Raw genomic sequence first — 21,532 nt, 5'->3', positions numbered from 1 at the left:
TTCTTAAAAGGACACAATTATTTTTATTCGCTTACTTTAATTTGGCTTTCTTTTGTTTGGCTAATTGCTTTTTGGTTTCAAGCGCTTTTTCCAATCGGTTTTTGAAACGGAAAAGTTTTGGTAATCCTTCTAATCGATCTACAAGGGTGATTTCTTCGTAAACCAAAATAGCCTTTTCTAAAATCCTGATTTCATTTTCAAGGTCATTTTGGTTTTTGTAGATCGTAGCTAATCGATCATATGGATGATTTCCTTTAAAGCCTTCAGTAGCATTTTCTTCATACAATTCAATTGCTTTCTCAAGATTTCCAGTTTTTTCGAACTCAGCTCCTTTCAGATTTCGTTCGTTCTGCAAATTTTCATTGATTTCCATAGGTAAAGTTTGATTTGGGGTTTAAACTTCTTCTGATTTCTTCCCAAAATCTTTTGGGAAAGTTAAAAAACGTGATAAAATAAGACCTGGAATTGTAGCTATTAAAACCCAAACAAAGAAGTTTTGATAGCCTAAAAAATTCTGAATATAACCGCTCAACATTCCTGGAAGCATCATTCCTAATGCCATAAAACCAGTTGCAAGTGCATAATGCGCTGTTTTCGATTCGCCTTCTGCCACATGAATTAAATACATCATAAAACCTGTAAATCCAAAGCCGTAACCAAATTGTTCCAGAACAACCGTAATGCAAGTATAAAGATTTAATGGAGAATTTATTTCGAAAAAATATAAATTTATATGAAGGTGAAAAAGCTCTTGTGGCTGAAAATGAGCTAAGCCAATAAAACCAAGTATAGGAAGGTGCATTGCTAAAAACATCGGAAGCATCCATTTTGTTAGACCATGTTTAGAAATGGCAATTCCACCTAAAATACCGCCAACCGTAAGGGCAAAAATTCCTAATGTCCCGTAGATAATTCCAACAGCTTCAGTGTCTAATCCCATTCCGCCTAGTTCTCTTTTATCAAGCAAGAAAGGACTCAACATTTTCAATAATTGCGATTCTCCTAATCTGAAAACCAATATAAAAGTTAAAATTAAACCAATTTGTTTTTTCTGGAAGAAGCTGGTAAATATAGTTGCGAAGTTTTGATGAGGTGTTTCTTTCTTATTTTCTACAGCATTAATTTCATTTTTTGGTGTGAAAATGAAATTGTAAGCAGTAATAAACACCATCAATAAACCTACACAAATCATGGTATATGACCAAGCTTTGGTATTGTCTCCGTATTTATGTTCCAAATATCCAGCAAAAAGTACTACCAAACCGTTTCCTGCAAGCATTGAAAGTCTGTAAAAAGTACTTCTGATTCCAATAAAAAAAGATTGTTTGTCTTCGGGTAAAACCAATAAATAGAAGCCATCAGTCGCAATATCATTGGAAGCTGAAGCAAAAGCTGCGACCCAGAAAATTGATAAGGTCATGATGAAAAATCTGTCGAGCGGAATGGTAAAGCCAACCAATAGAAATGCAATTGAAATAATCAGTTGCATCAGCAGAAACCATTTTCTTTTGGTTCCAATTAATTCTATAAGCGGACTCCAAAGTGGCTTAATAACCCATGGAAGATATAATAAACTGGTATAGACTCCAATGTCTTCATTTGTAATTCCTAGATTTTTGTACATAATTACCGAAACCGAAATAATTATGGCATACGGTAATCCTGAAGCGAAGTTTAGAAGCGGAATCCAGAACCAAGGTTTATTATCTATTTTCATTAGGCTGATTTGGTGTATAGTTTTTAAATGGTTTTTTTAAGTCAATAGCAGTTGGGGTGCTTTCGTTGGCATAATAATCAATAAAAGTTACAGCGCAGGCTTTGTAAAGATTTAGTTTTCCTGCTGCGATAGAGAAATTGATTTTTCCGTCAGCTTCTTTTACAGTTACTTTTTCAACGATTTTTGTTGCGTCGTTAATATCAATTTTCGAAACGTGATCGCCTCCATAAACCACCATATAACGAACTTTTGTATTTAGTGGACTTTGGAATGTAAAGTTGTATTTAATGCTGTCTTTGCTATATTCCAAAACTTTTGGCGTATCAATAATTACGTGTCTTAAATTTGGAACCGCTGCAGGAAGTGCAGGATATTTATATTGGTTTTCTTCTAAATGACGCACTACGTCGAAATTTTTGCCCATAAACCATTTTGAACTGAAATAAGCACTTCCGGAAACATTTTTAAAAGTCCTTAAAAAATCAATTTGAGTTGGAATTTCGGTCATGTAATTCCAGTTTTTATCACCATCGGCTCTAATTTTGTAAGTAGCATGTCCGATGTAGATAGCAGTATTAGGATTCGTATTTTCAGACCACCATTTTACCAGTTTAGAGTAAGATGCTCTGGTATTGTTCATGCTCCAATACAATTGAGGCAAGATATAATCGATCCATTTTTGATCCATCCATAACATCGGATCTGCGTATAGATCATCATAATTTGATGTAGATTGTGTTTCAGACCCTCTCGGATCTTGAGATTTGTTTCGCCAAACCCCAAACGGACTAATTCCAAATTGTACCCAAGGTTTGCTTTCTTTGATAGTTGTAGAAATAGCATGCACAAAATTGCTCACATTCGCACGGCGCCAATCAGAAAGGCTCAAACCAGCTCCGTATTTTTTGTAAGATGCAGTATCGTTAAACACTTTTCCAGGAACCGCATAAGGGTAAAAATAATCGTCAAAATGAATTGCGTCGATATCATATTTGTCCACGACTTCTTTTACTACTTTAGTTAAATGTGCCTGAACTTCTGGTAATGCAGGATTGTAATAATATTTTCCCCCATATTCAATCATCCATTCCGGATGTTTAAAAAAATCGTGTCCAGGGCTTAAAAGATTTTTATTTAAGTCGAAAGTTGCACGATATGGATTTAACCAAGCGTGAAATTCAAATCCACGGTTATGTGCTTGTTCAATCATCCACTCTAGAGTGTCGTAATATGGGTTTGGAGCCAAGCCTTCTTTTCCAGTTAAAAATCGAGACCAAGGCGCAAATTCTGAAGGATAAATAGCATCGCCAACACTTCTAACCTGAACGATTACAGCATTGTAATTCAGTTTTTTATACGCTTCTAAAATTTCAAGATAATCAGCTTTTTCTTTTTCTACGTTGTCTGTTGCTTTTTGTGGCCAGTCAATGTTTACGACTGTTGCAATCCAGACTCCTCTAAATTCATTTTTAGGATGCAGTATTTTTTCCTGAGAAACAGATTTCCATCCAAAGAAAAACAAAAATAGGAGAGAGTATAGTAAGTGCTGATTTTTATGCATTTCAATCTTTATTTTAACAAGAACCAAAAATAGGCTTAATTTTTTTTCTGCCACGAATTCACGAATTTTTTTTAATCAAAGTTTTCCCGCTACGAATTCACGAATCATTTTATATAATCCAAGTAAGTATAATTCGTTTAATTAATCACGTTTTTTCTGCATAGATTTTTAAATAAATTCGTGAATTCGTGGCTATCTTTAATCAGGGAAAGAAATTTTCCCCATTGTTACTGACGGAATTCCTTTTTGCGAACCAAAATTATAATTGCCACCTGCAACAGTTTCATTGGCCAAAACGGCAAATAAGACCGCTTCTTTTGCATCGCCTGAAATTCCGAGAACGTCGCTTTTTTCAAATCTACAAGGCAATAAATCCTGTAACCAGCTCACTAATAACGGATTTCTTGCACCACCGCCAGACATATAAACTGTAAACTCTTCGATTGGTGTTTTAGTATTTTCTACAACAAACAAAACCGCTTCGGCAATCGTTTCTGCGCTCAAGCGTGTTAAAGTTGCCAGCAAATCTGATGCCGAAATGTTTTGTAAACTTAATTTTACCAGAGCCGAGTTTACAAAATCGTGATTAAACAATTCCTGACCGATAGTTTTTGGAAAGCTTTTCTGGAAGAAAGCGTCACTTTTTAATTTGCTTAAAAGTTCCTGATTTACAGTTCCTTTTTTAGCAATCTCTGCGTCTTTATCGAAGCTTTTTTCAGGAAAAAACTGTTTGGTAAAAATATCGATTAAAGTATTTGCAGTTCCAGTATCGGTTACAAAGACCTCTTCGGCGTTTTGTGAAGCTGGTAAATAAGTGAAATTTGCAATTCCGCCCATGTTCAGCATAATTCGGTTTTCGCCTTTTTTACTGAATAACAAATAATCGCCATAAACTGCCAAAGGCGCGCCTTCGCCACCTGCAGCCACCTGTTTTTGTCTGAAATCTGATAACGTTATAATTCCGGTTTTTACTGCAATATGATCGCCATCGCCAATTTGCAAAGTCGCATTTGGAAATTTTTCCTGCTGATGCAAAAACTTTGGCGCATGCAGAACCGTTTGTCCGTGTGAGGCAATTAAATCGACTTCGCTTGCGGGAATATTCCATTTAGAAAGACAATCGTTGATCATTCCGGCATGCAGGTTTGCAATCCATTCGTTCAATAAAACCAAATGCTGAAAATCAATTGTCTTTTTAGCAAACACTTTTCTGATTTCGGTTTTAATGTCTTCGTTGTAATCAATGGTTTCAAAGTGTTCGATTTTGACAACAGTATTTCCGCCTTCGCCCGAAACTTCGCAAAGAGCCAGATCAAGTCCGTCAAGTGAAGTTCCTGACATTAAACCTACTATTTTTCGAGTATCTTTTTGGGCAATTTCGTAGAGAGCTTTTATGTTTTTATTCATTTCAACTAATCTTAAAAAAACGCAATTAATTTGGAAACGCTAAAATGAGATTATTTCAGATATAAAACTATAGATTTTAGACAATTTTTATTTTTTGAATGCCACTATTGTAGAATAATATTTTGTGGTAAAAATCCTAAAAAAATAATTCAAACTTCCTGTCTTTTCTATATATTTGCTGATAACCAATTTAAAATATATATATATGTTAGTTATTATAGGAATTTTTGTTTTCCTTTTTATCATCGGAATAGTAATCTACAATTCACTTATCGGAAAAAGAAATCAGGTTGCGAATGCTTTTTCTGCAATTGATGTAATGTTGAAAAAACGTTTCGATTTGATTCCGAATCTAGTTGAAGTCGTAAAACAATACACGAATTATGAACAAAGCACTTTGACTAAAATCGTGGAGCTCCGTTCAAAAGCTACTTCAGGAACTTTAACAGACAAAGAGAAAGCAAGTTTGGATACCGAATTAAGTTCTGCTGTAAAAGGCTTAATGGTAACGGTTGAAAATTATCCAGATCTAAAAGCAAATACGAATTTTTTAAATCTGCAAACAACTTGGACAGAAAGTGAAGAGCAAATCGCTGCAGCAAGAAGAACTTACAATGCAGTAGTGACCGATTATAATAATGCGATTATGATGTTTCCAGGCAATATGTTTGCAGGAATGTTGAGTTATACTAAAATTGATGTTTTAGAAACGCCAGAAGAAGAACGCAAAAATATTAGTGCAAAAGAACTATTTAACAATTAATGGATTCAGAAATAAAATCGAAAGCAAACTTGCAGGACATTCTGAATACTTTAGAAGTTGATCGAAAAAAAATAGCAGAGACCTATAAAACCAGCTATATCTTATTTGGTCTTGCCGCAATAATTATAGCTGTAAGTATATTTATAGGATTAGGAGTTTTTGCAGTAATATTAGGACTAGTTCCTTTAATTGTTGGAATCGTAATGTATTTTAGAATAGATGACGATGTCAAAAAATACAAAGAGGCTTATAAAATGAGTATTGTTGGAGCGGCGTTAAAAGACATCGACGATACGCTGACTATAACGCCAAAAAGTGGGCTTCCAGAATACGAATTTATAAGCTCGGAGCTTTTTACAACCAAACCAGATCGCTATAAAACGCAAGATTTAATAAGTGGAACAGCAGATAAAACTTCTTTTTGGTTTGCCGAAGCTCATGCTGAATATAAAACAGAAACTCGTGATAAAAATGGGACAAAAACAACTTGGCACACCATCTTTAAAGGAATTGTTTTTGTAGCTGATTTCAATAAAAACTTTAATGTTTCGACTATTGTGCGTCCAAAAGGTATTACAGATGCTATTGGTTCATGGTTTTCGAAAAACGTTTTCAGTTTAGGCAATTCCGAGTTAGTTCAATTAGAAAATAAAGTCTTTGACGAAATATTTGTAACCTATTCCAAAAATCAAATCGAAGCGCGATACATTTTAACGCCCGCTATGATGGAAAGGATTTTGGATTTAAATCAAAAATCGGAGGATACAATTTCAATATCGTTTATTAATTCTAAAATGTATATCGCTTTCCCTTTGTCTCAAAATTACTTTGAAGCGCCAATTCATTCCTCACTTTTAGCTCCCGATTTACTAACCGATGATCTTTCGATTGTTCAGTTTATGCATGATATTGTACATGAATTGGATTTGAATACCAGGATTTGGGGGAAAGAGTAAAAGGTTTTATAAAGTAGCAATCACAATTTGATTTTTTTACGATACTATGAAGAATACAATATTTACAATGTTATTGGGAGTTTCTATAAATGTGCTTTTTAATAATGCTGTTTATGCTCAGGAAAATGTTTCGGATTTAGGTCCTACTGTATCTGTAGATTATTCTGGGCTGTCATTTGAAAAAGTTGTAATAAATGGCAAAGTTGGTTTAAAGGATAAAAAAGGGAACTTAGTTATACCAGTAGAATATCAAGATGTTGACGTTTTTGATATGCAATTTCCAATAGCGGTTAAAAAAAATGATCTCTGGGGTGCAGTAGATTCTGCTGGCAAAATGGTTATTCCTGCAAAATATGAAGGGCTTTTTAGATTTCAAGATAAAAATTATGCTTCGGTAAAAAAAAATAATAAATATGGTTTGATTGACAAAACAGATCAGATTTTGCTTCCAATACAATATGATCAAGATCTCTGGTTTTATAAAGGACTATCAAGAATTTGTCTAAATGAAAAAATAGGACTTATTAACGAGCAACTCAAAATTATTTATCCTATTGAACTTAACAACTTGTATGCCTTTGACGAAACAGGATCAGCTGTAGCTTCAAAAAATGGAAAATGGGGATTAATTGATAATGAAGGAAATATAATCGCACCTTTTGTGTACGACGCTGTCTCTTCATTCTATAACAATCGAGCGAAATATAAGCTAAATAAGAAAATCGGAATGATTGACAGAAGTGGTAAAATAGTAATTCCAAATAATTATGAATCGCTTTCGGATTTATATTTGAATCAGATTGTTGCAGAAAAAGAAGGTAAAGTAGGGCTTTTAGATAGTGTTGGTAAAGTGATTATCCCTTTTAAGTATGATTCAATTCAGTTAGGTTTAAAGGATTATATACCAGCCAAGAAAAAAGGTAAATGGGGATATATTAATAAATCTAACAATGTAGTAATTGATTTTAAATATGAAGAAGCCCTCATGAGCACGGCTGATTTTTTTGTTGTAAAACAGAAAGATAAATATGGTGCTATTGATAGAGATGGAAAAATTATACTGCCATTTATTTTTGATGAAGCAATTCTATCGGATGACTTTATTACCATTTACCCTTCGCTGGAATATAGATTCACAAAAGACGAACAAAGCATTTATTTTAATGAAAAGCTGGAGTGTGTAAAAAATTGTAGAAAATTAAGTAAGTTAGGATTGGATAATTATAGGATTAAAAAATAAAAAAACAATTATTGCAACAAATAAACCCCTAGATTTTTTAAAATCGAGGGGTTTCATTTTAAATTCTACGTCAATTCCAAATAAGGATTTAGAGTTTCAGCCAATTCATTGAGCCAGTAAAAACTGTCTCTTAATTTGATGATTTCGCTTTGAAATGTTTCATGTTCGCTCAAAACGCATAAAGCGAGTGTAAAATTTACCTGCCTTAAAGTTTTAGCCATTTCAACAGGATCGATTCTTTCGTTGAAGAAATTCAAAAGCTTGATTTCAGTCTGTTTTGAAATTGTGTTTGTACTCATAATCTTTGTGTTTAGGAAAAGAACCCGCACAGCTAAGGTGTCCTACGCCACAAAGTGCGTTGCAGTTGTTTCCAATACCGCCACCATACCGCACGGGCAAAAGTTTTTTTGATATCATATTTCTTTGTGTTTAGGATTGTAAAGATATCAAAAAAATATTTTAAAGTAAGAAAAGGATTATGTTTTAAAATTCACAAAGTAAAGATACAGGATATTTTTCTTCACGAAATATTTTCATATGATTATCAAGATCAGAAAATATGCTTTCAAATCTATCAAAAGAAGATTCATAACCATAGCTTCCATCTTTTTTGAAACTTTCTTTAATTTTAAGTGTACCAATAACTTCAAATTTATCTTTAAAAGATATAATATCTCTATGAGTTACTAAATGATAGCAAAGTCCAAATAAAAAATTATCTTGATTAGCATATTCCCAAATTTCATCTACATTTGGCTGTTGCTCTAAAATGGTTTTCCAATCATAAGTTGAAGGAATTTTTCTGCCAGAAATGAAACAAGATTTTAAATCTTCAACAGTTGGCTTGTTTACGCCTTTATATGTTGTGATAGCCAAATCATATGAACATTGTCCTCTTTGTTGTGTAACTTTGGCGCAAATTACGGCATAATAATTATTGTCTGAAAGTTGGAAAGTTAGCAAATCATTTGGCTGAAAATATAGATTTTTAATAATCCTGTATTTTTTTCTTTTTCTAACTTTCAAATTTGGCTGATTTATTTTCTTTAAAAGTTTATCAAGCTCTTTTTGTCTTTTTTTACCTTCATTGGCATCGCATTCCTCAGTCCATATTTTTACCCCAGCTTTTATTTCAATAACACGTTTTACTTCTTCAAGAATTTCTTCGGTTAATTCACCAATTTCCCAAAAAGCAAGTGCATAAGATGTTACAAAAATTTCGTGATAGAAATCGGTATCGTCGCCGTAATCTTCTATGATAAAAGGAATTTCTTTTTTAATGGTTTCTATAGTTGCATCGCTGTCATATAAATCCATTATTAATTCGTAAGTATCTCGAGCTAAATCACCATCGATTATTTTTACGCCGTCTGTTGCCATTGTGTTTTTGGAATTATTTTAAAAAGAATATCAGGCTAAATATATAAAGTTTTGGATATTTGTTTTAATTATGATCGAAAAAATCTTAACAGACTACATTACATTTATCAGAAGCTTCGAAGCTTTATTAAAAGATAAATACCAAAAAGACATAAATCCATGTTCATTTTCAATTACTTTCTTTGAAAGAGTAGGTTCAATTGAGGGGATTGAATATTATTTTCACGGAAGTGGATGCACTGCAAAAAAAGATGGAGTTACTTATGCTTACGATATTTCAATTTTTGAAAAGGATATCATCGAATTTACTCAATGGGAAATTACAGAGTTTATTAAAACACATCCAGAATATCAAAAATTAAATTATAGTGAAAATTATATCGAGTATGCACTTTACCAGCTTATAAATAAAGGAATTTTAGAATGGTTAACTTTTGAGAGAATTGAAGGAAAAGCTTTTGGATGTGTTTTTAAATGTTATAGAGTTGTTCAGGAATCGTTTTTTCTTCAATAAACCTTCTTATGAAACCAAGTGCCTGCCCCGATGGGAGCGGCATCTCCCGAAAAACAAAAACTACGGTTAAAAGCTTTGTTTTTGTTTATCGGGAATATAGCGGACAGCAGGAAATAGCTCCTGATTTAAAATTCCAACCTAAAAACAGCATCAAAGAAAACCTCTGCCACTTTGTAACTCTAAACCTTTGAACCTAAAAAAATAACTATTTTTGTACTTCAAAAGAAAAGCAAAAATGTCAATACTTAAGGATTTAGAGCAATTAGCCGGCGAACTCGAAGGCATACTTTTATACGATGATCTTCATAAAACACTTTATTCGACAGACGCATCAGTGTACCGGATTCGGCCAAATGCAGTGGCTTTGCCTAAATCTGTGGCTGATATTAGCAAGTTAATTCGCTTTGCGGGAAAACATAATATTTCAATTACGCCAAGAACCGCTGGAACTTCACTTGCAGGACAAGCCGTTGGTGACGGACTTGTGGTTGATGTTTCGAAACATTTTACCAAAATATTAGGTTACGATGCCGAGAAAAAAACGGTTACGGTTCAGCCGGGCGTTATTCGCGACGAACTGAATTTATATTTAAAACCTTATGATGTATTTTTCGCGCCAATTACTTCTACTTCAAATCGCGCGATGATTGGCGGAATGGTGGGAAATAATTCCTCTGGAACCACTTCGATTCGTTATGGCGTTACGCGCGATAAAATTGCTGAAGTAAAAGCGATTTTGAGCGACGGAACAGAAGTGGCTTTTGGCGAATTGACTTCGGCGGAATTTATCGAGAAAACCAAAGGAGATTCTTTAGAAAATAAAATCTACAAAAGCGTTTACGACGAACTTTCGGTAAAAGAAAATCAGGAAGAAATTATAAAAGAGTTTCCAAAACCAGAAATTCACAGACGAAATACAGGCTACGCCGTTGATATTCTGTTACGATCAGAACTATTTGGCGGAACAGAACCTACGATAAACTTAGGAAAACTACTTTGCGGAAGTGAAGGAACTTTGGCCTTTACAACCGAAATCACTTTAAAAGTAGACGATCTGCCACCGCCTCACAGTATTATGGTAGTGGCACATTATCATACAATTCAGGAATCGTTAGAATCGGTTGTCGTGGCAATGAAGCATCATTTATACACTTGCGAAATGATCGACGACACGATTTTGGATTGTACGAAAACCAATCGTGAGCACATTAAAAATCGTTTCTTTTTGGTTGGCGAACCCAAAGCAATTATGTTGTTTGAAGTAGCGTCGCACACTTTAGAAGATGCAGAAAATCAGGCCAATGCTTTAATCGCCGATTTAGAAAAACACAATTTTGGATATGCCAGCGTTAAATTATTTGGACCAGATATTGATAAAGCCAACGAACTGAGAAAAGCCGGACTCGGACTTTTAGGAAGTATCGTAGGCGACGACAAAGCAGCCGATTCTATTGAAGATACAGCCGTAGAATTAAGCGATTTGCCAGCGTATATTGCAGAGTTTTCGGCGATGATGTTGCGTTACGGACAGGAAGCGATTTATTATGCGCATGCCGGTGCGGGAGAATTGCATTTGCGTCCGGTTTTGAATTTGAAGAAAACGGAAGATTTAAAATTATTCAGAACCATTGCGACCGAAGTGGCGCATTTGGTGAAAAAATATAGAGGTTCACTAAGCGGTGAACATGGCGACGGAATCGTGCGCGGTGAATTTATTCCGTTTATGATTGGCGAGAAGAATTACGAATTGCTGAAAAGAATCAAATTAGCGTTTGACCCGAATTCGGTTTTAAATATCGGGAAGATTGTCAACGCTTTAAAAATGGACGAAAACCATCGTGTGATTTCAGGAAGAGTAGAACCGGATATTAAAACGTTTCAGGATTTCTCAGATAGTTTAGGAATTTTACGTGCGGCCGAAAAATGTAACGGTTCTGGCGATTGCCGGAAAATGCCATCGGCGGGCGGAGCGATGTGTCCGAGTTATCGTGCGACGCGAAATGAAAAAGAAACCACTCGTGCAAGAGCAAATGCATTACGCGAATATTTGACCTATTCTGAAAAAGAAAACAAATTTGATCAGAAAGAATTATACGAAGTTTTTGAGTTGTGCGTAAGCTGTAAAGCCTGCGCAAGCGAATGTCCGAGTAATGTTGACGTTGCGACTCTTAAAGCGGAATTTTTATATCAATATCAAAAAGCAAACGGATTTTCGACCAGGAATAAAATTTTTGCGAATAACGCCAAATTGAATAAAATGGGAAGCAAATTCCCGTCGATTACGAATTTTATTTCGAATCAGTCATTGGTGAAAAAAACAATGGGAATTGCGCCAGAAAGACAAGTGCCGCTTTTGGCGAAAAAGACTTTTAGAAAATGGTATGAAAATAATAAACTTAAAAACGCCGATTTTCCAAACGGTCAATTATATTTATTTGTTGATGAATTTACTAATTATTACGACGTAAATATCGGAATCGATGCTTTTGAATTATTGACGAAATTAGGTTACGAAGTTTTAATCGTGAATCATGAAGAAAGTGGCAGAACTTACTTATCGAAAGGATTTCTGGAAGAAGCCAAAAAGATAACCGATATTAATGTGAATATTTTTAAAGATTTGATTTCGAGCAATACGCCTTTAATCGGAATTGAACCTTCGGCGATTTTGACTTTTAGAGATGAATATTTACGATTGGCATCGGATAAAGAAAATTCGGAACGTATTTCGCAAAACGCTTTTACAATTGAAGAATTCTTCAAAAAAGAAATCATCGACGGAAAGATAACGCCAGATTCATTCTCAGAAGAAGCGAAAGAAATTAAAATTCACGGACATTGCCACCAGAAATCATTAAGTTCTGTTGAAGCGACTTTTGCGATGCTGAATCTTCCTAAAAATAATACAGTTACGATTTACAATTCGGGTTGTTGCGGAATGGCTGGTTCTTTTGGTTATGAAAAAGAACATTATCAAGTAAGTATGCAAATGGGAGAGGACACGCTTTTTCCAAAAGTGCGCAACACTGCCGAAAACGTAAAAATTGCCGCTGCAGGAACGAGCTGTCGCCATCAAATTTACGACGGGACAAAACGTGAAGCACAGCATCCGGTTAGTATTTTGAGAAATTGCTTGAAGTAAAGTTTAACCGCAATCCCGATAGCTATCGGGAGCTAAGAATTATGCTAAGAACGCAAAGTTTTTTTGTTTTACGCAGATTTGGCAGATTGAGCAGATTTAATTTTATTAAAGATTGGTGTAATCTTCTCACCAACAAAAATCAGCTATATCTGCTAAATCTGCGAGAGAAAAATATAGATACAGATAGAAAAAATAATTCGCGAATTCGTGGCGAAAAAAACTTCATCGAAAACAAAATCGTTTTATATATTTGAAATCAAGATAATTTTTGCATTATTTGCAAAATAAAACAAAAAGAACTGAATTAAATTAATTTATAACAGCAAAACATTATATGGCATTTTCAAGTTTATTCCGAAAGAAAACAGTACAGGATATTCTGAAGCAGGTTGCACAGAACGAAACAGACGGTCATAATGCCTTAGGAAAACACTTGACAACTAGGGATTTAACGGCTTTTGGAATAGCGGCTATTGTTGGAGCGGGAATTTTCAGTACTATTGGAAAAGCCAGTGCAGACGGAGGACCAGCTGTAATTTTCTTATTCTTATTTACTGCTTTGGCGTGTAGTTTTGCTGCTTTTGCTTATGCAGAATTTGCTTCGATGGTTCCAGTTTCAGGAAGTGCTTACACCTATTCGTATGTCGCTTTTGGCGAATTAATTGCCTGGATAATTGGTTGGGCTTTAATCATGGAATATGCTGTTGGAAATATAACCGTCGCCATATCGTGGAGTGATTATTTCACGGGACTTCTACAAAGTGGTGGCATTCATTTGCCGCAATGGATTCAGATGGATTACCTAACTGCTTCAAATGGATTTAATGATGCCGAGGCCTTAATGCGAGGGGGTAAATCATTCGAAAATTTAAGTGTTGCTTTACAGCAAGCGCATACAGCCTGGACAACTGCGCCAACAATCGGATCTTTTCATTTCGTAACCGATATACCAGCATTATTCATTATTATTCTGATTACAGCTTTGGTTTACAGAGGAATGAAAGAATCTCGTAATGCAAGTAATTTAATGGTTGTAGTAAAACTTTGTGTGGTTCTTTTAGTAATTGCTGTCGGGATTTTTTATGTAGATACAGCAAACTGGGATCCGTTTGCTCCAAATGGTGTTAGCGGAGTTTTAAAAGGAGTTTCTGCCGTTTTCTTTGCTTATATTGGTTTTGATGCGATTTCGACAACTGCTGAAGAATGTAAAAATCCTCAAAGAGATTTACCACGCGGAATGATGTGGGCGATTATTATTTGTACGATTCTTTATATAGCTATCGCTTTGGTTTTGACAGGAATGGTAAAATATCACGAATTAAATGTTGGAGATCCTCTTGCATTTGTTTTCGATAAATTAAACTTAAAATGGATGTCAGGAATTATCGCAGTTAGTGCAGTAGTGGCGATGGCAAGCGTTTTATTGGTTTTCCAGATGGGACAGCCTCGTATCTGGATGAGTATGAGCCGTGATGGTTTATTGCCAAAGAAATTTTCTACTGTTCACCCAAAATTCAAAACTCCATCTTTTGCAACTATCGTTACAGGATTTGTAGTAGCAATTCCGGCGTTATTCTTAAACCTGACAATGGTGACCGATTTATGTAGTATCGGGACTTTGTTTGCCTTTGTGTTGGTTTGTGCAGGCGTTTTAGTTTTACAAAACAAACCTGAAATTCCAAGAGGAAAATTCAAAACACCTTATATCAATTCAAAATTTATTCTGCCAATACTTTTGATTTTGGGGTTGTATTATGCTTTTGCTTTCAACAATAAAGCTACAATGGTATTTATCAATAACGATCCGCAGATTTACGATGCAACATCAATTGTAACTTCTTTAGATAAATCAGAATCAGAGCAAGTTTTTAAATATTTAGAGAGTATTGAAGTAAACAATAAAACAGCTGAAACTTCAGATTTAGAACATTTATTAGGACAATATCAAGACGACGAAGTAAAATATGCTGAGGTTGTAAAAGGATTGCCAATTGCAGATTCTGCAAAGTATGAGTCAGGATTTGGCTTATTCAAACACAAAATTCCAATGTGGATATTTTTATTTGTTTTGGTTGGATTAGCTGTTTGGGCTTTCAGAAAAAATCTGTCTTTAATTCCGCTTTTAGGATTAATCTGCTGTTTGTATATGATGGCCGAATTAAGCGTTTGGAATTGGATTTATTTTACAGTTTGGTTAATAATCGGATTGCTGATTTATTTTGGCTATAGCCGAAAAAACAGTAAATTGAATACTGAAAATATAGTTTAAAAAGTAAATTTTTTATAGAAAAGCCGTTCTGAGTACTTCAGAACGGCTTTTTGCATTATTGATATTTTATAGAAATATTCTTATGTTTTAAAAACACTTTTCCTTAAGTTTGTTTTCAGTAAAATTTTAAATTTAATTAGTAATACATGGGTTTTCTCGATAAAATATTGGGCAAAAAAGAAGCTTTAATGCAATCTAATGCAGACTTCTGGAATTGGTTTTTAAAAAATGAAAAAGATTTTTTTAAAACAGTTCAAATAGGAGATAATATACATAAAGATTTTTTTGATAAACTAGCTCCAAAACTTGATGAAGTTCATGAAGGGATTTATTTCCTGACAGGAATGTTTAATGATCAAACAGCTGAATTAATTCTAACTCCGGATGGAGCAATTAGAAATATTTATGCGATAGAAGAATTAGTAAATGCAGCGCCTGAAATTAAAGGTTGGAAATTTACAGCCCTTAAACCAGCGTCAGATATTAAGGATGTTAGTATTACTTACGAAAATTTCGATTTTAATAAAGACAATTTAAAATTTTATCCCAACATACATAAAAACTACCCTGACGAAATTGATTTGACGATTGTTTACGATCATTTCACAGAGGATAAAAAACAGCAAGTCACTAATGGAGTTTATATTTTTCTGGATAACTATTTAGGCGAATTGCATTCAGTTACTTTAATAGACAATATGAAAGTGGTGGGGACAAATGACATTTCGAAAGAATTAATTTCGATCGAAAAATTAAGAGATTACCTAATTTGGAGAGAAAAGGAATTCGTTGAAAAATACGAAGGAACGAGGCATAATACAGAAAATGACAGCTATGCTAATTTTGAAGGTAAAAAACAAGATGGGTCAATAGTTTTAGCATTAATTAATACCACATTAATTCAGTGGGATAAAAAAGCATCACATCCATGGATTTTTATTGTGACAATTCCGTTTGATGACTGCGGTAATGGCGGACTTCCAGATGAAAAAACGTATAAATTATTAGATAGTATTGAAGAAGAAATAATACAAATTTTGCCAGATTCTGATGGATATTTGAACATCGGGAGAGAAACGGCTGATAATAAAAGAGAAATATTTTTCGCCTGCAAAGATTTCAGAAAGCCAACCAAAGTAGCCGATGACTTAATCAAAGAATACAATGAGGTTTTTGAAATTAGCTACGAAATTTATAAAGACAAATATTGGCAGACATTTAGGCATTTTGAGCCAAGATAAATGACAAAAGCCGTTCTGAACAACCTCAGAACGGCTTTTGTTTTAAAAAAAATCCGCTAAGAGAAAAGATCTCCAGCGGATTCAAACAATCTAATAAAAAATGTGCAAATTTATTTATAGAGGAATGTTTGCCTTTATTGTGAGTGATTTTCTCGCGCAGATTTTGCAGATTGTTTTTATAGATTTCTAGAATAAAATCTGCATAATCAGCCAAATCTGCGAGAGAAAAGCTTAGCGAATCTCTGTGAAAACTTCTTTGTGAATCTCTACGGAATTTAAAACTCCAACATCAACCATACATTGTTTCATCATTTCGTAAGTACGGTCAATATCATTATCCAAACCAATAGAAAAACGAATCAAACCATCTGTCAATCCCATCTCTTTCTGTTCTTCTAATGGAATTTCGCTAGAAGTTGAGGTTCCCGGAGCGCTGAATAACGTTTTATAAAAACCTAAACTTACAGCCAGATAACCAAGATTTCTTTCCTGCATTAATTCCATCAATTCATTGGCTTTTTCTAAAGTTCCAACATCAATCGTTAGCATTCCTCCAAAACCGTATTCTGGATTAATCATCGTTTTATATAATTCGTGACTTGGATGGCTTTTTAAACCCGGATAAACCGTTTTTAAACCATCTTTTTCGAACTGATCAGCCAAATAATGCGCATTATGACTGTGCTGTTTAATACGGATATGAAGTGTTCTCAAATTTTTCATCACACTTGCCGAACGCAAACTATCCATCGTTGGACCTAAAAGCATACTTGCGCCAGAATTCACATTTTTCAGTGAATTAATAAATTCTTTTGATGCACAAGTCACCCCGCCAACTGTATCACTGCTTCCGTTAATGTATTTTGTCAAGCTATGAATTACGATATCAGCACCCAATTTTGCAGGAGAAACAGATAAGGGTGAAAATGTATTATCTACAACCAATTTCAAATTATGCTTTTTGGCAATTTCTGCCAAGCCTGCAATATTTGCAACTTCCAAAAGAGGATTGCTAACCGTTTCGCAATACAAAACTTTAGTTTTAGAAGTAATTGCAGCTTCAACAACGTCCAATTTCGTAATGTCAACAAAGCTTGTTTCAATTCCGAATCTTGGTGTAAAGTTTTTCAGGAAAGCATATGTTCCGCCATAAATAGTTCGGCTCGAAACAATATGATCGCCTGCCCCGCACAATTGCAATAGAGTAGGAGTGATTGCGCCCATTCCAGATGCAGAAACGTTTGCGGTTTCTGTTCCTTCCATCGCTGCTAAAGCCTGATCCAAATATAAATTGCTTGGAGACGAATGACGAGAATACAAATAACAGCCTTCCATATTTCCTTCAAAAGTATCAAACATCGTTTTGGCCGAAAGAAAAGTATAAGTCGAAGAATCAGAAATCGACGGATTTACACCGCCAAATTCGCCAAAATATTGCAAATCCTGAATTTTATCTGCTGGGTTAAAGTTTTTCATATTAGTTAGTTTTTTTGTTTTGTTTGCTTCGCCCATTCGGCTTTCAGCCTCGGGTCAAGTTTCAGGTTTTAAGTTCCAACAACCTGAAACTTGAAACCTGAAACAAAATTATTAGGAGCTATTTCCTGCTATTCGTTTCAATCTTTTGTGTCTCCCGATAGCTATCGAGACCGGCACAAAAGGATTTCCACTTCTATCAGGGCTAGGGCACTCATTTTCAAAAGAAATTCCATCCAAAATAAGGTCTAATAAGAAAATTAATCAATCATAAATTGAATAATTAGATTTTAAAACTGTAAAAATGTATTTTTTATGATTTTTAATCTAAATTTGATTAAAAAAACACAGTTGGATAGATTTTCTTTCTTTTGTGATAAACTATCAACCATCAACCAAAAAACATCAACTAAAAATGACTTTAGACGCTACAGATAAAAAACTCTTGGTTTTGCTTCAAACCGACAGTAAAAAAACAACCAAAGAATTATCATTAAAACTTGATCTTTCTGTTACAGCGGTATACGAAAGAATCAAGAAATTAGAACGCGAAGGCATAATAAAAAACTATGTTGCCTTAGTCGATAAATCCAAAATCGAAAAAGGTTTTGTGGTTTTCTGTCATTTAAAATTGATCCAGCACACTAAAGAATTCCTAACTAAATTCGAAAGCGAAGTCATTAAACTTAATGAAGTTTTAGAATGTCATCACGTAAGTGGAGATTACGACTATATTCTGAAAGTTCTGGTAAAAGACATGGAAGCGTATCGCGAATTTTTAGTAACCAAATTAACTTCGCTACAGCACATTGGGAGCACGCAAAGTATGTTTATGATTAGCGAAGTGAAGAATTCTACGGTGATTTCGTTCTAAGCTACTAAGATGCTAAGATTCTGAGATTCCAAGTTTTTTCGTAGAGACGCACTGCAGTGCGTCTAACGTTTTGTTTGTCATCCTGAGGAACGAAAGATCACACTAGAAATTCCATAAACTGAATTGCCAATCTTTGTAGAGTTTCATGTGTGATCTTTCGTTCCTCAGGATGACAAAATTACTCATGAAAAAACATTTCATATTAAAATCAATAAAAACTTTGTGATTCTGCGTCTTTGCGAGATAAAAACAAATTATACAATCTTACCGGCTTCAAGATTAAAACAGGCTAATATTTCACACAAAAAACATTGAAATTTAAACCTTAAACAGAACTTTATTGCTTAATTTTGTAACCGCTAAAATAAAAACAAATTACTATGAGTTCATTTGACGTAGTCATTATAGGTTCAGGTCCTGGAGGATATGTATCAGCAATTCGTTGCGCACAATTAGGTTTCAAAACTGCAATTGTAGAAAAATATAATTCATTGGGTGGAACTTGCCTTAATGTAGGTTGTATTCCTTCAAAAGCATTATTATCTTCTTCTCATCATTATGCTGAAATTGCTCATTTTGCAGATCACGGAATCGAAGTTTCTGGAGATGTAAAAATCAATTTAGAGAAAATGATCGCACGTAAACAAGCTGTTGTAGATCAAACAGTAGGTGGAATCAACTATCTAATGGATAAAAATAAAATTACTGTTTTCAATGGTTTAGGTTCTTTCGTAGATGCAACGCACATAGCTATTGCAAAAGCTGACGGAACGTCTGAAACTATCGAAGCAAAATATACTGTAATTGCTACAGGATCAAAACCATCTTCTTTACCATTCATCAAAATTGATAAAGAAAGAATCATTACTTCTACTGAAGCTTTGGCTTTAAAAGAAGTTCCAAAACACTTAGTAATTATTGGTGGTGGAGTTATCGGAATCGAGCTTGGGCAAGTTTACCTTCGTTTAGGAGCTCAGGTTTCTGTAGTTGAGTTCATGGACAGAATCATTCCTGGAATGGACGGAGCTCTTTCTAAAGAATTGACTAAAGTGTTGAAAAAACAAGGAATGAAATTCTACGTTTCTCATAAAGTAAAATCAGTAGAAAGAAACGGCGACGCAGTTGTGGTTCAGGCTGAAAATGCAAAAGGAGAAACAATTACTCTTGAAGGAGATTATTCATTAGTTTCTGTTGGTCGTCGTCCTTATACAGACGGATTAAATGCTGACAAAGCTGGAGTTAAAATTTCAGATAGAGGACAAGTTGAAGTAAACGATCATTTACAAACTAGTGTTCCAAATATCTATGCAATTGGTGACGTTGTTCGTGGAGCAATGTTAGCGCATAAAGCAGAGGAAGAAGGAGTAATGGTTGCTGAAATCTTAGCAGGTCAAAAACCACATATTGATTATAACTTAATTCCTGGTGTAGTTTATACTTGGCCAGAAGTTGCAGCAGTTGGTCAAACTGAAGAGCAATTGAAAGCGGCAGGAGTAAAATACAAATCTGGAAGTTTTCCATTTAAAGCGTTAGGACGTGCAAGAGCAAGTGCTGACTTAGACGGATTCGTGAAAATCTTAGCTGACGAAAAAACAGATGAGGTTTTAGGAGTTCACATGATTGGTGCTCGTACAGCAGATTTAATTGCTGAAGCGGTTACTGCAATGGAATTCAAAGCTTCTGCTGAGGATATTTCTAGAATGAGCCATGCGCACCCAACTTTCGCGGAAGCGGTAAAAGAAGCAGCTTTGGCAGCAACTGAAAATAGAGCTTTACACGTATAATTTTTGCGTTGAATCATATTTAAAACCGTTAGAGTAGTCTGGCGGTTTTTTTATGCAATATTTTTAAGCGTTATATAATATAATAATCAAAAATAATTTTGTAAATTAGATGTGTAGTTCAGGTGCTATCTTTATGATAATTAAAAAGATAGTATTATGAAAACTAAATATGTAGTTCCAGTTTTGATTGGAGCAGGAATCGGAATCGCGTTGTACTCATGCGGAGGAGGAATTCCAAATAAAGCAAAAGCTGTAACAAACTTTGACAGCGCAAAATATCTCGGAAAATGGTATGAAATTGCCAGATTAGATTACAAATGGGAAAGAGATTTGAACAATGTAACAGCCGAGTATTCTTTAAACGAAGATAAAACTATAAAAGTCGATAATAAGGGCTATAATGTCAAAAAAGACAAATGGGAACAAAGTGTCGGGAAAGCTAGATTTGTCAAAAAGGACAATATTGGTATGCTGAAAGTCTCATTTTTTGGTCCTTTTTATTCTGGTTACAATGTCGTAGCAATCGATTCTGATTACAAATACGCACTTGTAGCTGGAGAAAGTTTAAAATACATGTGGATACTTTCTAGAGAAAAAACAATTCCCGAAAGTATAAAAGCAGATTTTCTTATCAAGGCTCAAGAAATTGGGTATAAAGTAACCGATTTAGTTTGGGTAAAACATGATAAGACAAATTAAAAATAAAAAGTCCGTCAGTGTTACATCTGACGGACTTTTTATTTTGAGTTAAAAAATGTTTAGGCAGTAAAAACACTTTTGTAATTATCCCAGTATCTGTAGATCAAGAATAAATTTCCTAGAAAAAGGAGGGCCGCAATAGGCAAGCCATCTGGCGCAAGGAAATAATTGATAAACAAAATATTTACCGTAATCGGTAAGATCAAGATGTTTGCTAAAGTTACATAACGCCCAGTTACAAATGCAATTCCACAAAGCAATTCGATAGATTTTGCTAAAGGCATTAAATACGTAGAAGCCATTAAACCAACATTAAAAGCTTTAAAGTCTCCTGTAGTTTCTGGTTCAGGCATAAGATGGAAAAAATAACTGATAGAGGCGAAAAGCAGCAAAAGACCGATTAAAACGCGGACAATAATTGTGGCAATTTTCATAATACTTAGGATTTTTTAAGGGTTAAAAAATATAATTAAGTTATTGGAAAAGATGCAATCTAAAGCTCAAACGAGAAT

Annotated in this window: 19 protein-coding genes; 11 read left to right on the top strand and 8 right to left on the bottom strand. The window is 34.4% G+C overall.

The annotated features are described in order from the left end of the window. Positions 1-31 precede the first annotated feature (31 nt). The 4 genes from AAYQ05_RS08235 to AAYQ05_RS08220 form a co-directional block, all read right to left on the bottom strand. Positions 32-373 (bottom strand): hypothetical protein, encoded by a 342-nt coding sequence (locus AAYQ05_RS08235; protein ID WP_343542543.1) that lies wholly within the window; start codon positions 371-373, stop codon positions 32-34. Positions 374-394: 21 nt separating this feature from the next. Beyond that, the gene (locus AAYQ05_RS08230; protein WP_343542542.1) at positions 395-1,717 is read right to left on the bottom strand and encodes an MFS transporter; all 1,323 of its coding nucleotides are present in this window, start codon (positions 1,715-1,717) and stop codon (positions 395-397) included. Continuing rightward, a complete protein-coding gene (locus tag AAYQ05_RS08225; RefSeq protein WP_343542540.1) occupies positions 1,704-3,278 on the bottom strand; it encodes a glycoside hydrolase family 10-like protein in 1,575 nt (524 codons plus the stop codon). The genes AAYQ05_RS08230 and AAYQ05_RS08225 overlap by 14 nt, the downstream gene beginning before the upstream one ends. Positions 3,279-3,476: 198 nt before the next feature. After that, entirely contained in the window at positions 3,477-4,685 is a 1,209-nt protein-coding gene (locus AAYQ05_RS08220; RefSeq protein ID WP_343542538.1) for an anhydro-N-acetylmuramic acid kinase, read from the bottom strand. A gap of 205 nt (positions 4,686-4,890) precedes the next feature. Here AAYQ05_RS08220 and AAYQ05_RS08215 point away from each other — a divergent pair, with 205 nt between their 5' ends. The 3 genes from AAYQ05_RS08215 to AAYQ05_RS08205 are packed head-to-tail and all read left to right on the top strand — an operon-like array spanning position 4,891 to position 7,644. Next, on the top strand, positions 4,891-5,448 hold the full coding sequence (locus tag AAYQ05_RS08215) for a LemA family protein (RefSeq protein WP_343542536.1): 558 nt from the start codon (positions 4,891-4,893) through the stop codon (positions 5,446-5,448). Next, a complete protein-coding gene (locus AAYQ05_RS08210; RefSeq protein ID WP_343542535.1) occupies positions 5,448-6,404 on the top strand; it encodes a DUF3137 domain-containing protein in 957 nt (318 codons plus the stop codon). Before AAYQ05_RS08215 ends, AAYQ05_RS08210 begins: the two co-directional genes overlap by 1 nt. A gap of 46 nt (positions 6,405-6,450) precedes the next feature. After that, entirely contained in the window at positions 6,451-7,644 is a 1,194-nt protein-coding gene (locus AAYQ05_RS08205) for a WG repeat-containing protein (protein ID WP_343542533.1), read from the top strand. Positions 7,645-7,709: 65 nt separating this feature from the next. On the opposite strand, the gene AAYQ05_RS08200 is transcribed toward AAYQ05_RS08205, so the two are convergent. Both AAYQ05_RS08200 and AAYQ05_RS08195 read right to left on the bottom strand, forming a co-directional pair. Then, positions 7,710-7,943, bottom strand: coding sequence for a hypothetical protein (locus AAYQ05_RS08200; protein ID WP_343542531.1), 234 nt, complete (start codon positions 7,941-7,943; stop codon positions 7,710-7,712). A gap of 184 nt (positions 7,944-8,127) precedes the next feature. After that, entirely contained in the window at positions 8,128-9,024 is an 897-nt protein-coding gene (locus AAYQ05_RS08195) for a hypothetical protein (protein ID WP_343542530.1), read from the bottom strand. Positions 9,025-9,094: 70 nt separating this feature from the next. Here AAYQ05_RS08195 and AAYQ05_RS08190 point away from each other — a divergent pair, with 70 nt between their 5' ends. The 5 genes from AAYQ05_RS08190 to AAYQ05_RS08170 all read left to right on the top strand — a co-directional run bounded on the left by AAYQ05_RS08190 (position 9,095) and on the right by AAYQ05_RS08170 (position 16,190). Further along, positions 9,095-9,538, top strand: a complete 444-nt coding sequence (locus AAYQ05_RS08190) for a DUF6896 domain-containing protein (RefSeq protein ID WP_343542528.1) — start codon at positions 9,095-9,097, stop codon at positions 9,536-9,538. Positions 9,539-9,546: 8 nt separating this feature from the next. Beyond that, positions 9,547-9,729, top strand: coding sequence for a hypothetical protein (locus tag AAYQ05_RS08185; RefSeq protein WP_343542526.1), 183 nt, complete (start codon positions 9,547-9,549; stop codon positions 9,727-9,729). A 44-nt stretch (positions 9,730-9,773) separates the two neighbouring features. Then, positions 9,774-12,680, top strand: a complete 2,907-nt coding sequence (locus AAYQ05_RS08180) for an FAD-binding and (Fe-S)-binding domain-containing protein (RefSeq protein ID WP_343542524.1) — start codon at positions 9,774-9,776, stop codon at positions 12,678-12,680. 334 nt (positions 12,681-13,014) lie between these two features. Beyond that, on the top strand, positions 13,015-14,949 hold the full coding sequence (locus AAYQ05_RS08175) for an amino acid permease (RefSeq protein WP_343542522.1): 1,935 nt from the start codon (positions 13,015-13,017) through the stop codon (positions 14,947-14,949). Positions 14,950-15,137: 188 nt separating this feature from the next. Beyond that, on the top strand, positions 15,138-16,190 hold the full coding sequence (locus AAYQ05_RS08170) for a DUF695 domain-containing protein (RefSeq protein WP_343542520.1): 1,053 nt from the start codon (positions 15,138-15,140) through the stop codon (positions 16,188-16,190). A gap of 231 nt (positions 16,191-16,421) precedes the next feature. Here AAYQ05_RS08170 and AAYQ05_RS08165 read toward each other — a convergent pair whose 3' ends face one another. After that, complete coding sequence (locus AAYQ05_RS08165; protein WP_343542518.1) at positions 16,422-17,666, bottom strand: aminotransferase class I/II-fold pyridoxal phosphate-dependent enzyme; 1,245 nt, start codon at positions 17,664-17,666, stop codon at positions 16,422-16,424. A gap of 412 nt (positions 17,667-18,078) precedes the next feature. On the opposite strand from AAYQ05_RS08165, the gene AAYQ05_RS08160 reads away from it, so the two are divergent. From AAYQ05_RS08160 to AAYQ05_RS08150, 3 genes are all read left to right on the top strand, one after another. Next, the gene (locus AAYQ05_RS08160; RefSeq protein ID WP_012024199.1) at positions 18,079-18,537 is read left to right on the top strand and encodes an Lrp/AsnC family transcriptional regulator; all 459 of its coding nucleotides are present in this window, start codon (positions 18,079-18,081) and stop codon (positions 18,535-18,537) included. A gap of 380 nt (positions 18,538-18,917) precedes the next feature. Next, the gene (gene lpdA / locus AAYQ05_RS08155; protein ID WP_343542515.1) at positions 18,918-20,321 is read left to right on the top strand and encodes a dihydrolipoyl dehydrogenase; all 1,404 of its coding nucleotides are present in this window, start codon (positions 18,918-18,920) and stop codon (positions 20,319-20,321) included. Between the two features lie 156 nt (positions 20,322-20,477). Beyond that, positions 20,478-21,020, top strand: a complete 543-nt coding sequence (locus tag AAYQ05_RS08150; RefSeq protein ID WP_281631674.1) for a lipocalin family protein — start codon at positions 20,478-20,480, stop codon at positions 21,018-21,020. Between the two features lie 59 nt (positions 21,021-21,079). On the opposite strand, the gene AAYQ05_RS08145 is transcribed toward AAYQ05_RS08150, so the two are convergent. Then, positions 21,080-21,454: a DoxX family membrane protein gene (locus tag AAYQ05_RS08145; RefSeq protein ID WP_281631675.1), complete on the bottom strand. Its 375-nt coding sequence runs from the start codon at positions 21,452-21,454 to the stop codon at positions 21,080-21,082. Between the last annotated feature and the right edge of the window lie 78 nt (positions 21,455-21,532).

Source organism: Flavobacterium movens (genome assembly GCF_039581425.1).
Classification (GTDB): Bacteria; Bacteroidota; Bacteroidia; order Flavobacteriales; family Flavobacteriaceae; genus Flavobacterium; species Flavobacterium luteolum.
This window is presented reverse-complemented; position numbering and strand designations above follow the sequence as displayed.

Excerpts from the sequence above, each read along its gene's own strand:
- AAYQ05_RS08175 (WP_343542522.1), top strand. The coding sequence starts at position 13,015 with ATGGCATTTTCAAGTTTATTCCGAAAGAAAACAGTACAGGATATTCTG.
- AAYQ05_RS08190 (WP_343542528.1), top strand. The coding sequence starts at position 9,095 with ATGATCGAAAAAATCTTAACAGACTACATTACATTTATCAGAAGCTTC.
- AAYQ05_RS08225 (WP_343542540.1), bottom strand. The coding sequence starts at position 3,278 with ATGCATAAAAATCAGCACTTACTATACTCTCTCCTATTTTTGTTTTTC.
- AAYQ05_RS08180 (WP_343542524.1), top strand. The coding sequence starts at position 9,774 with ATGTCAATACTTAAGGATTTAGAGCAATTAGCCGGCGAACTCGAAGGC.
- AAYQ05_RS08195 (WP_343542530.1), bottom strand. The coding sequence starts at position 9,024 with ATGGCAACAGACGGCGTAAAAATAATCGATGGTGATTTAGCTCGAGAT.
- AAYQ05_RS08165 (WP_343542518.1), bottom strand. The coding sequence starts at position 17,666 with ATGAAAAACTTTAACCCAGCAGATAAAATTCAGGATTTGCAATATTTT.
- AAYQ05_RS08205 (WP_343542533.1), top strand. The coding sequence starts at position 6,451 with ATGAAGAATACAATATTTACAATGTTATTGGGAGTTTCTATAAATGTG.
- AAYQ05_RS08150 (WP_281631674.1), top strand. The coding sequence starts at position 20,478 with ATGAAAACTAAATATGTAGTTCCAGTTTTGATTGGAGCAGGAATCGGA.
- AAYQ05_RS08230 (WP_343542542.1), bottom strand. The coding sequence starts at position 1,717 with ATGAAAATAGATAATAAACCTTGGTTCTGGATTCCGCTTCTAAACTTC.
- AAYQ05_RS08170 (WP_343542520.1), top strand. The coding sequence starts at position 15,138 with ATGCAATCTAATGCAGACTTCTGGAATTGGTTTTTAAAAAATGAAAAA.
- AAYQ05_RS08215 (WP_343542536.1), top strand. The coding sequence starts at position 4,891 with ATGTTAGTTATTATAGGAATTTTTGTTTTCCTTTTTATCATCGGAATA.
- AAYQ05_RS08145 (WP_281631675.1), bottom strand. The coding sequence starts at position 21,454 with ATGAAAATTGCCACAATTATTGTCCGCGTTTTAATCGGTCTTTTGCTG.
- AAYQ05_RS08185 (WP_343542526.1), top strand. The coding sequence starts at position 9,547 with ATGAAACCAAGTGCCTGCCCCGATGGGAGCGGCATCTCCCGAAAAACA.
- AAYQ05_RS08200 (WP_343542531.1), bottom strand. The coding sequence starts at position 7,943 with ATGAGTACAAACACAATTTCAAAACAGACTGAAATCAAGCTTTTGAAT.
- AAYQ05_RS08235 (WP_343542543.1), bottom strand. The coding sequence starts at position 373 with ATGGAAATCAATGAAAATTTGCAGAACGAACGAAATCTGAAAGGAGCT.
- AAYQ05_RS08210 (WP_343542535.1), top strand. The coding sequence starts at position 5,448 with ATGGATTCAGAAATAAAATCGAAAGCAAACTTGCAGGACATTCTGAAT.
- AAYQ05_RS08220 (WP_343542538.1), bottom strand. The coding sequence starts at position 4,685 with ATGAATAAAAACATAAAAGCTCTCTACGAAATTGCCCAAAAAGATACT.
- lpdA (WP_343542515.1), top strand. The coding sequence starts at position 18,918 with ATGAGTTCATTTGACGTAGTCATTATAGGTTCAGGTCCTGGAGGATAT.
- AAYQ05_RS08160 (WP_012024199.1), top strand. The coding sequence starts at position 18,079 with ATGACTTTAGACGCTACAGATAAAAAACTCTTGGTTTTGCTTCAAACC.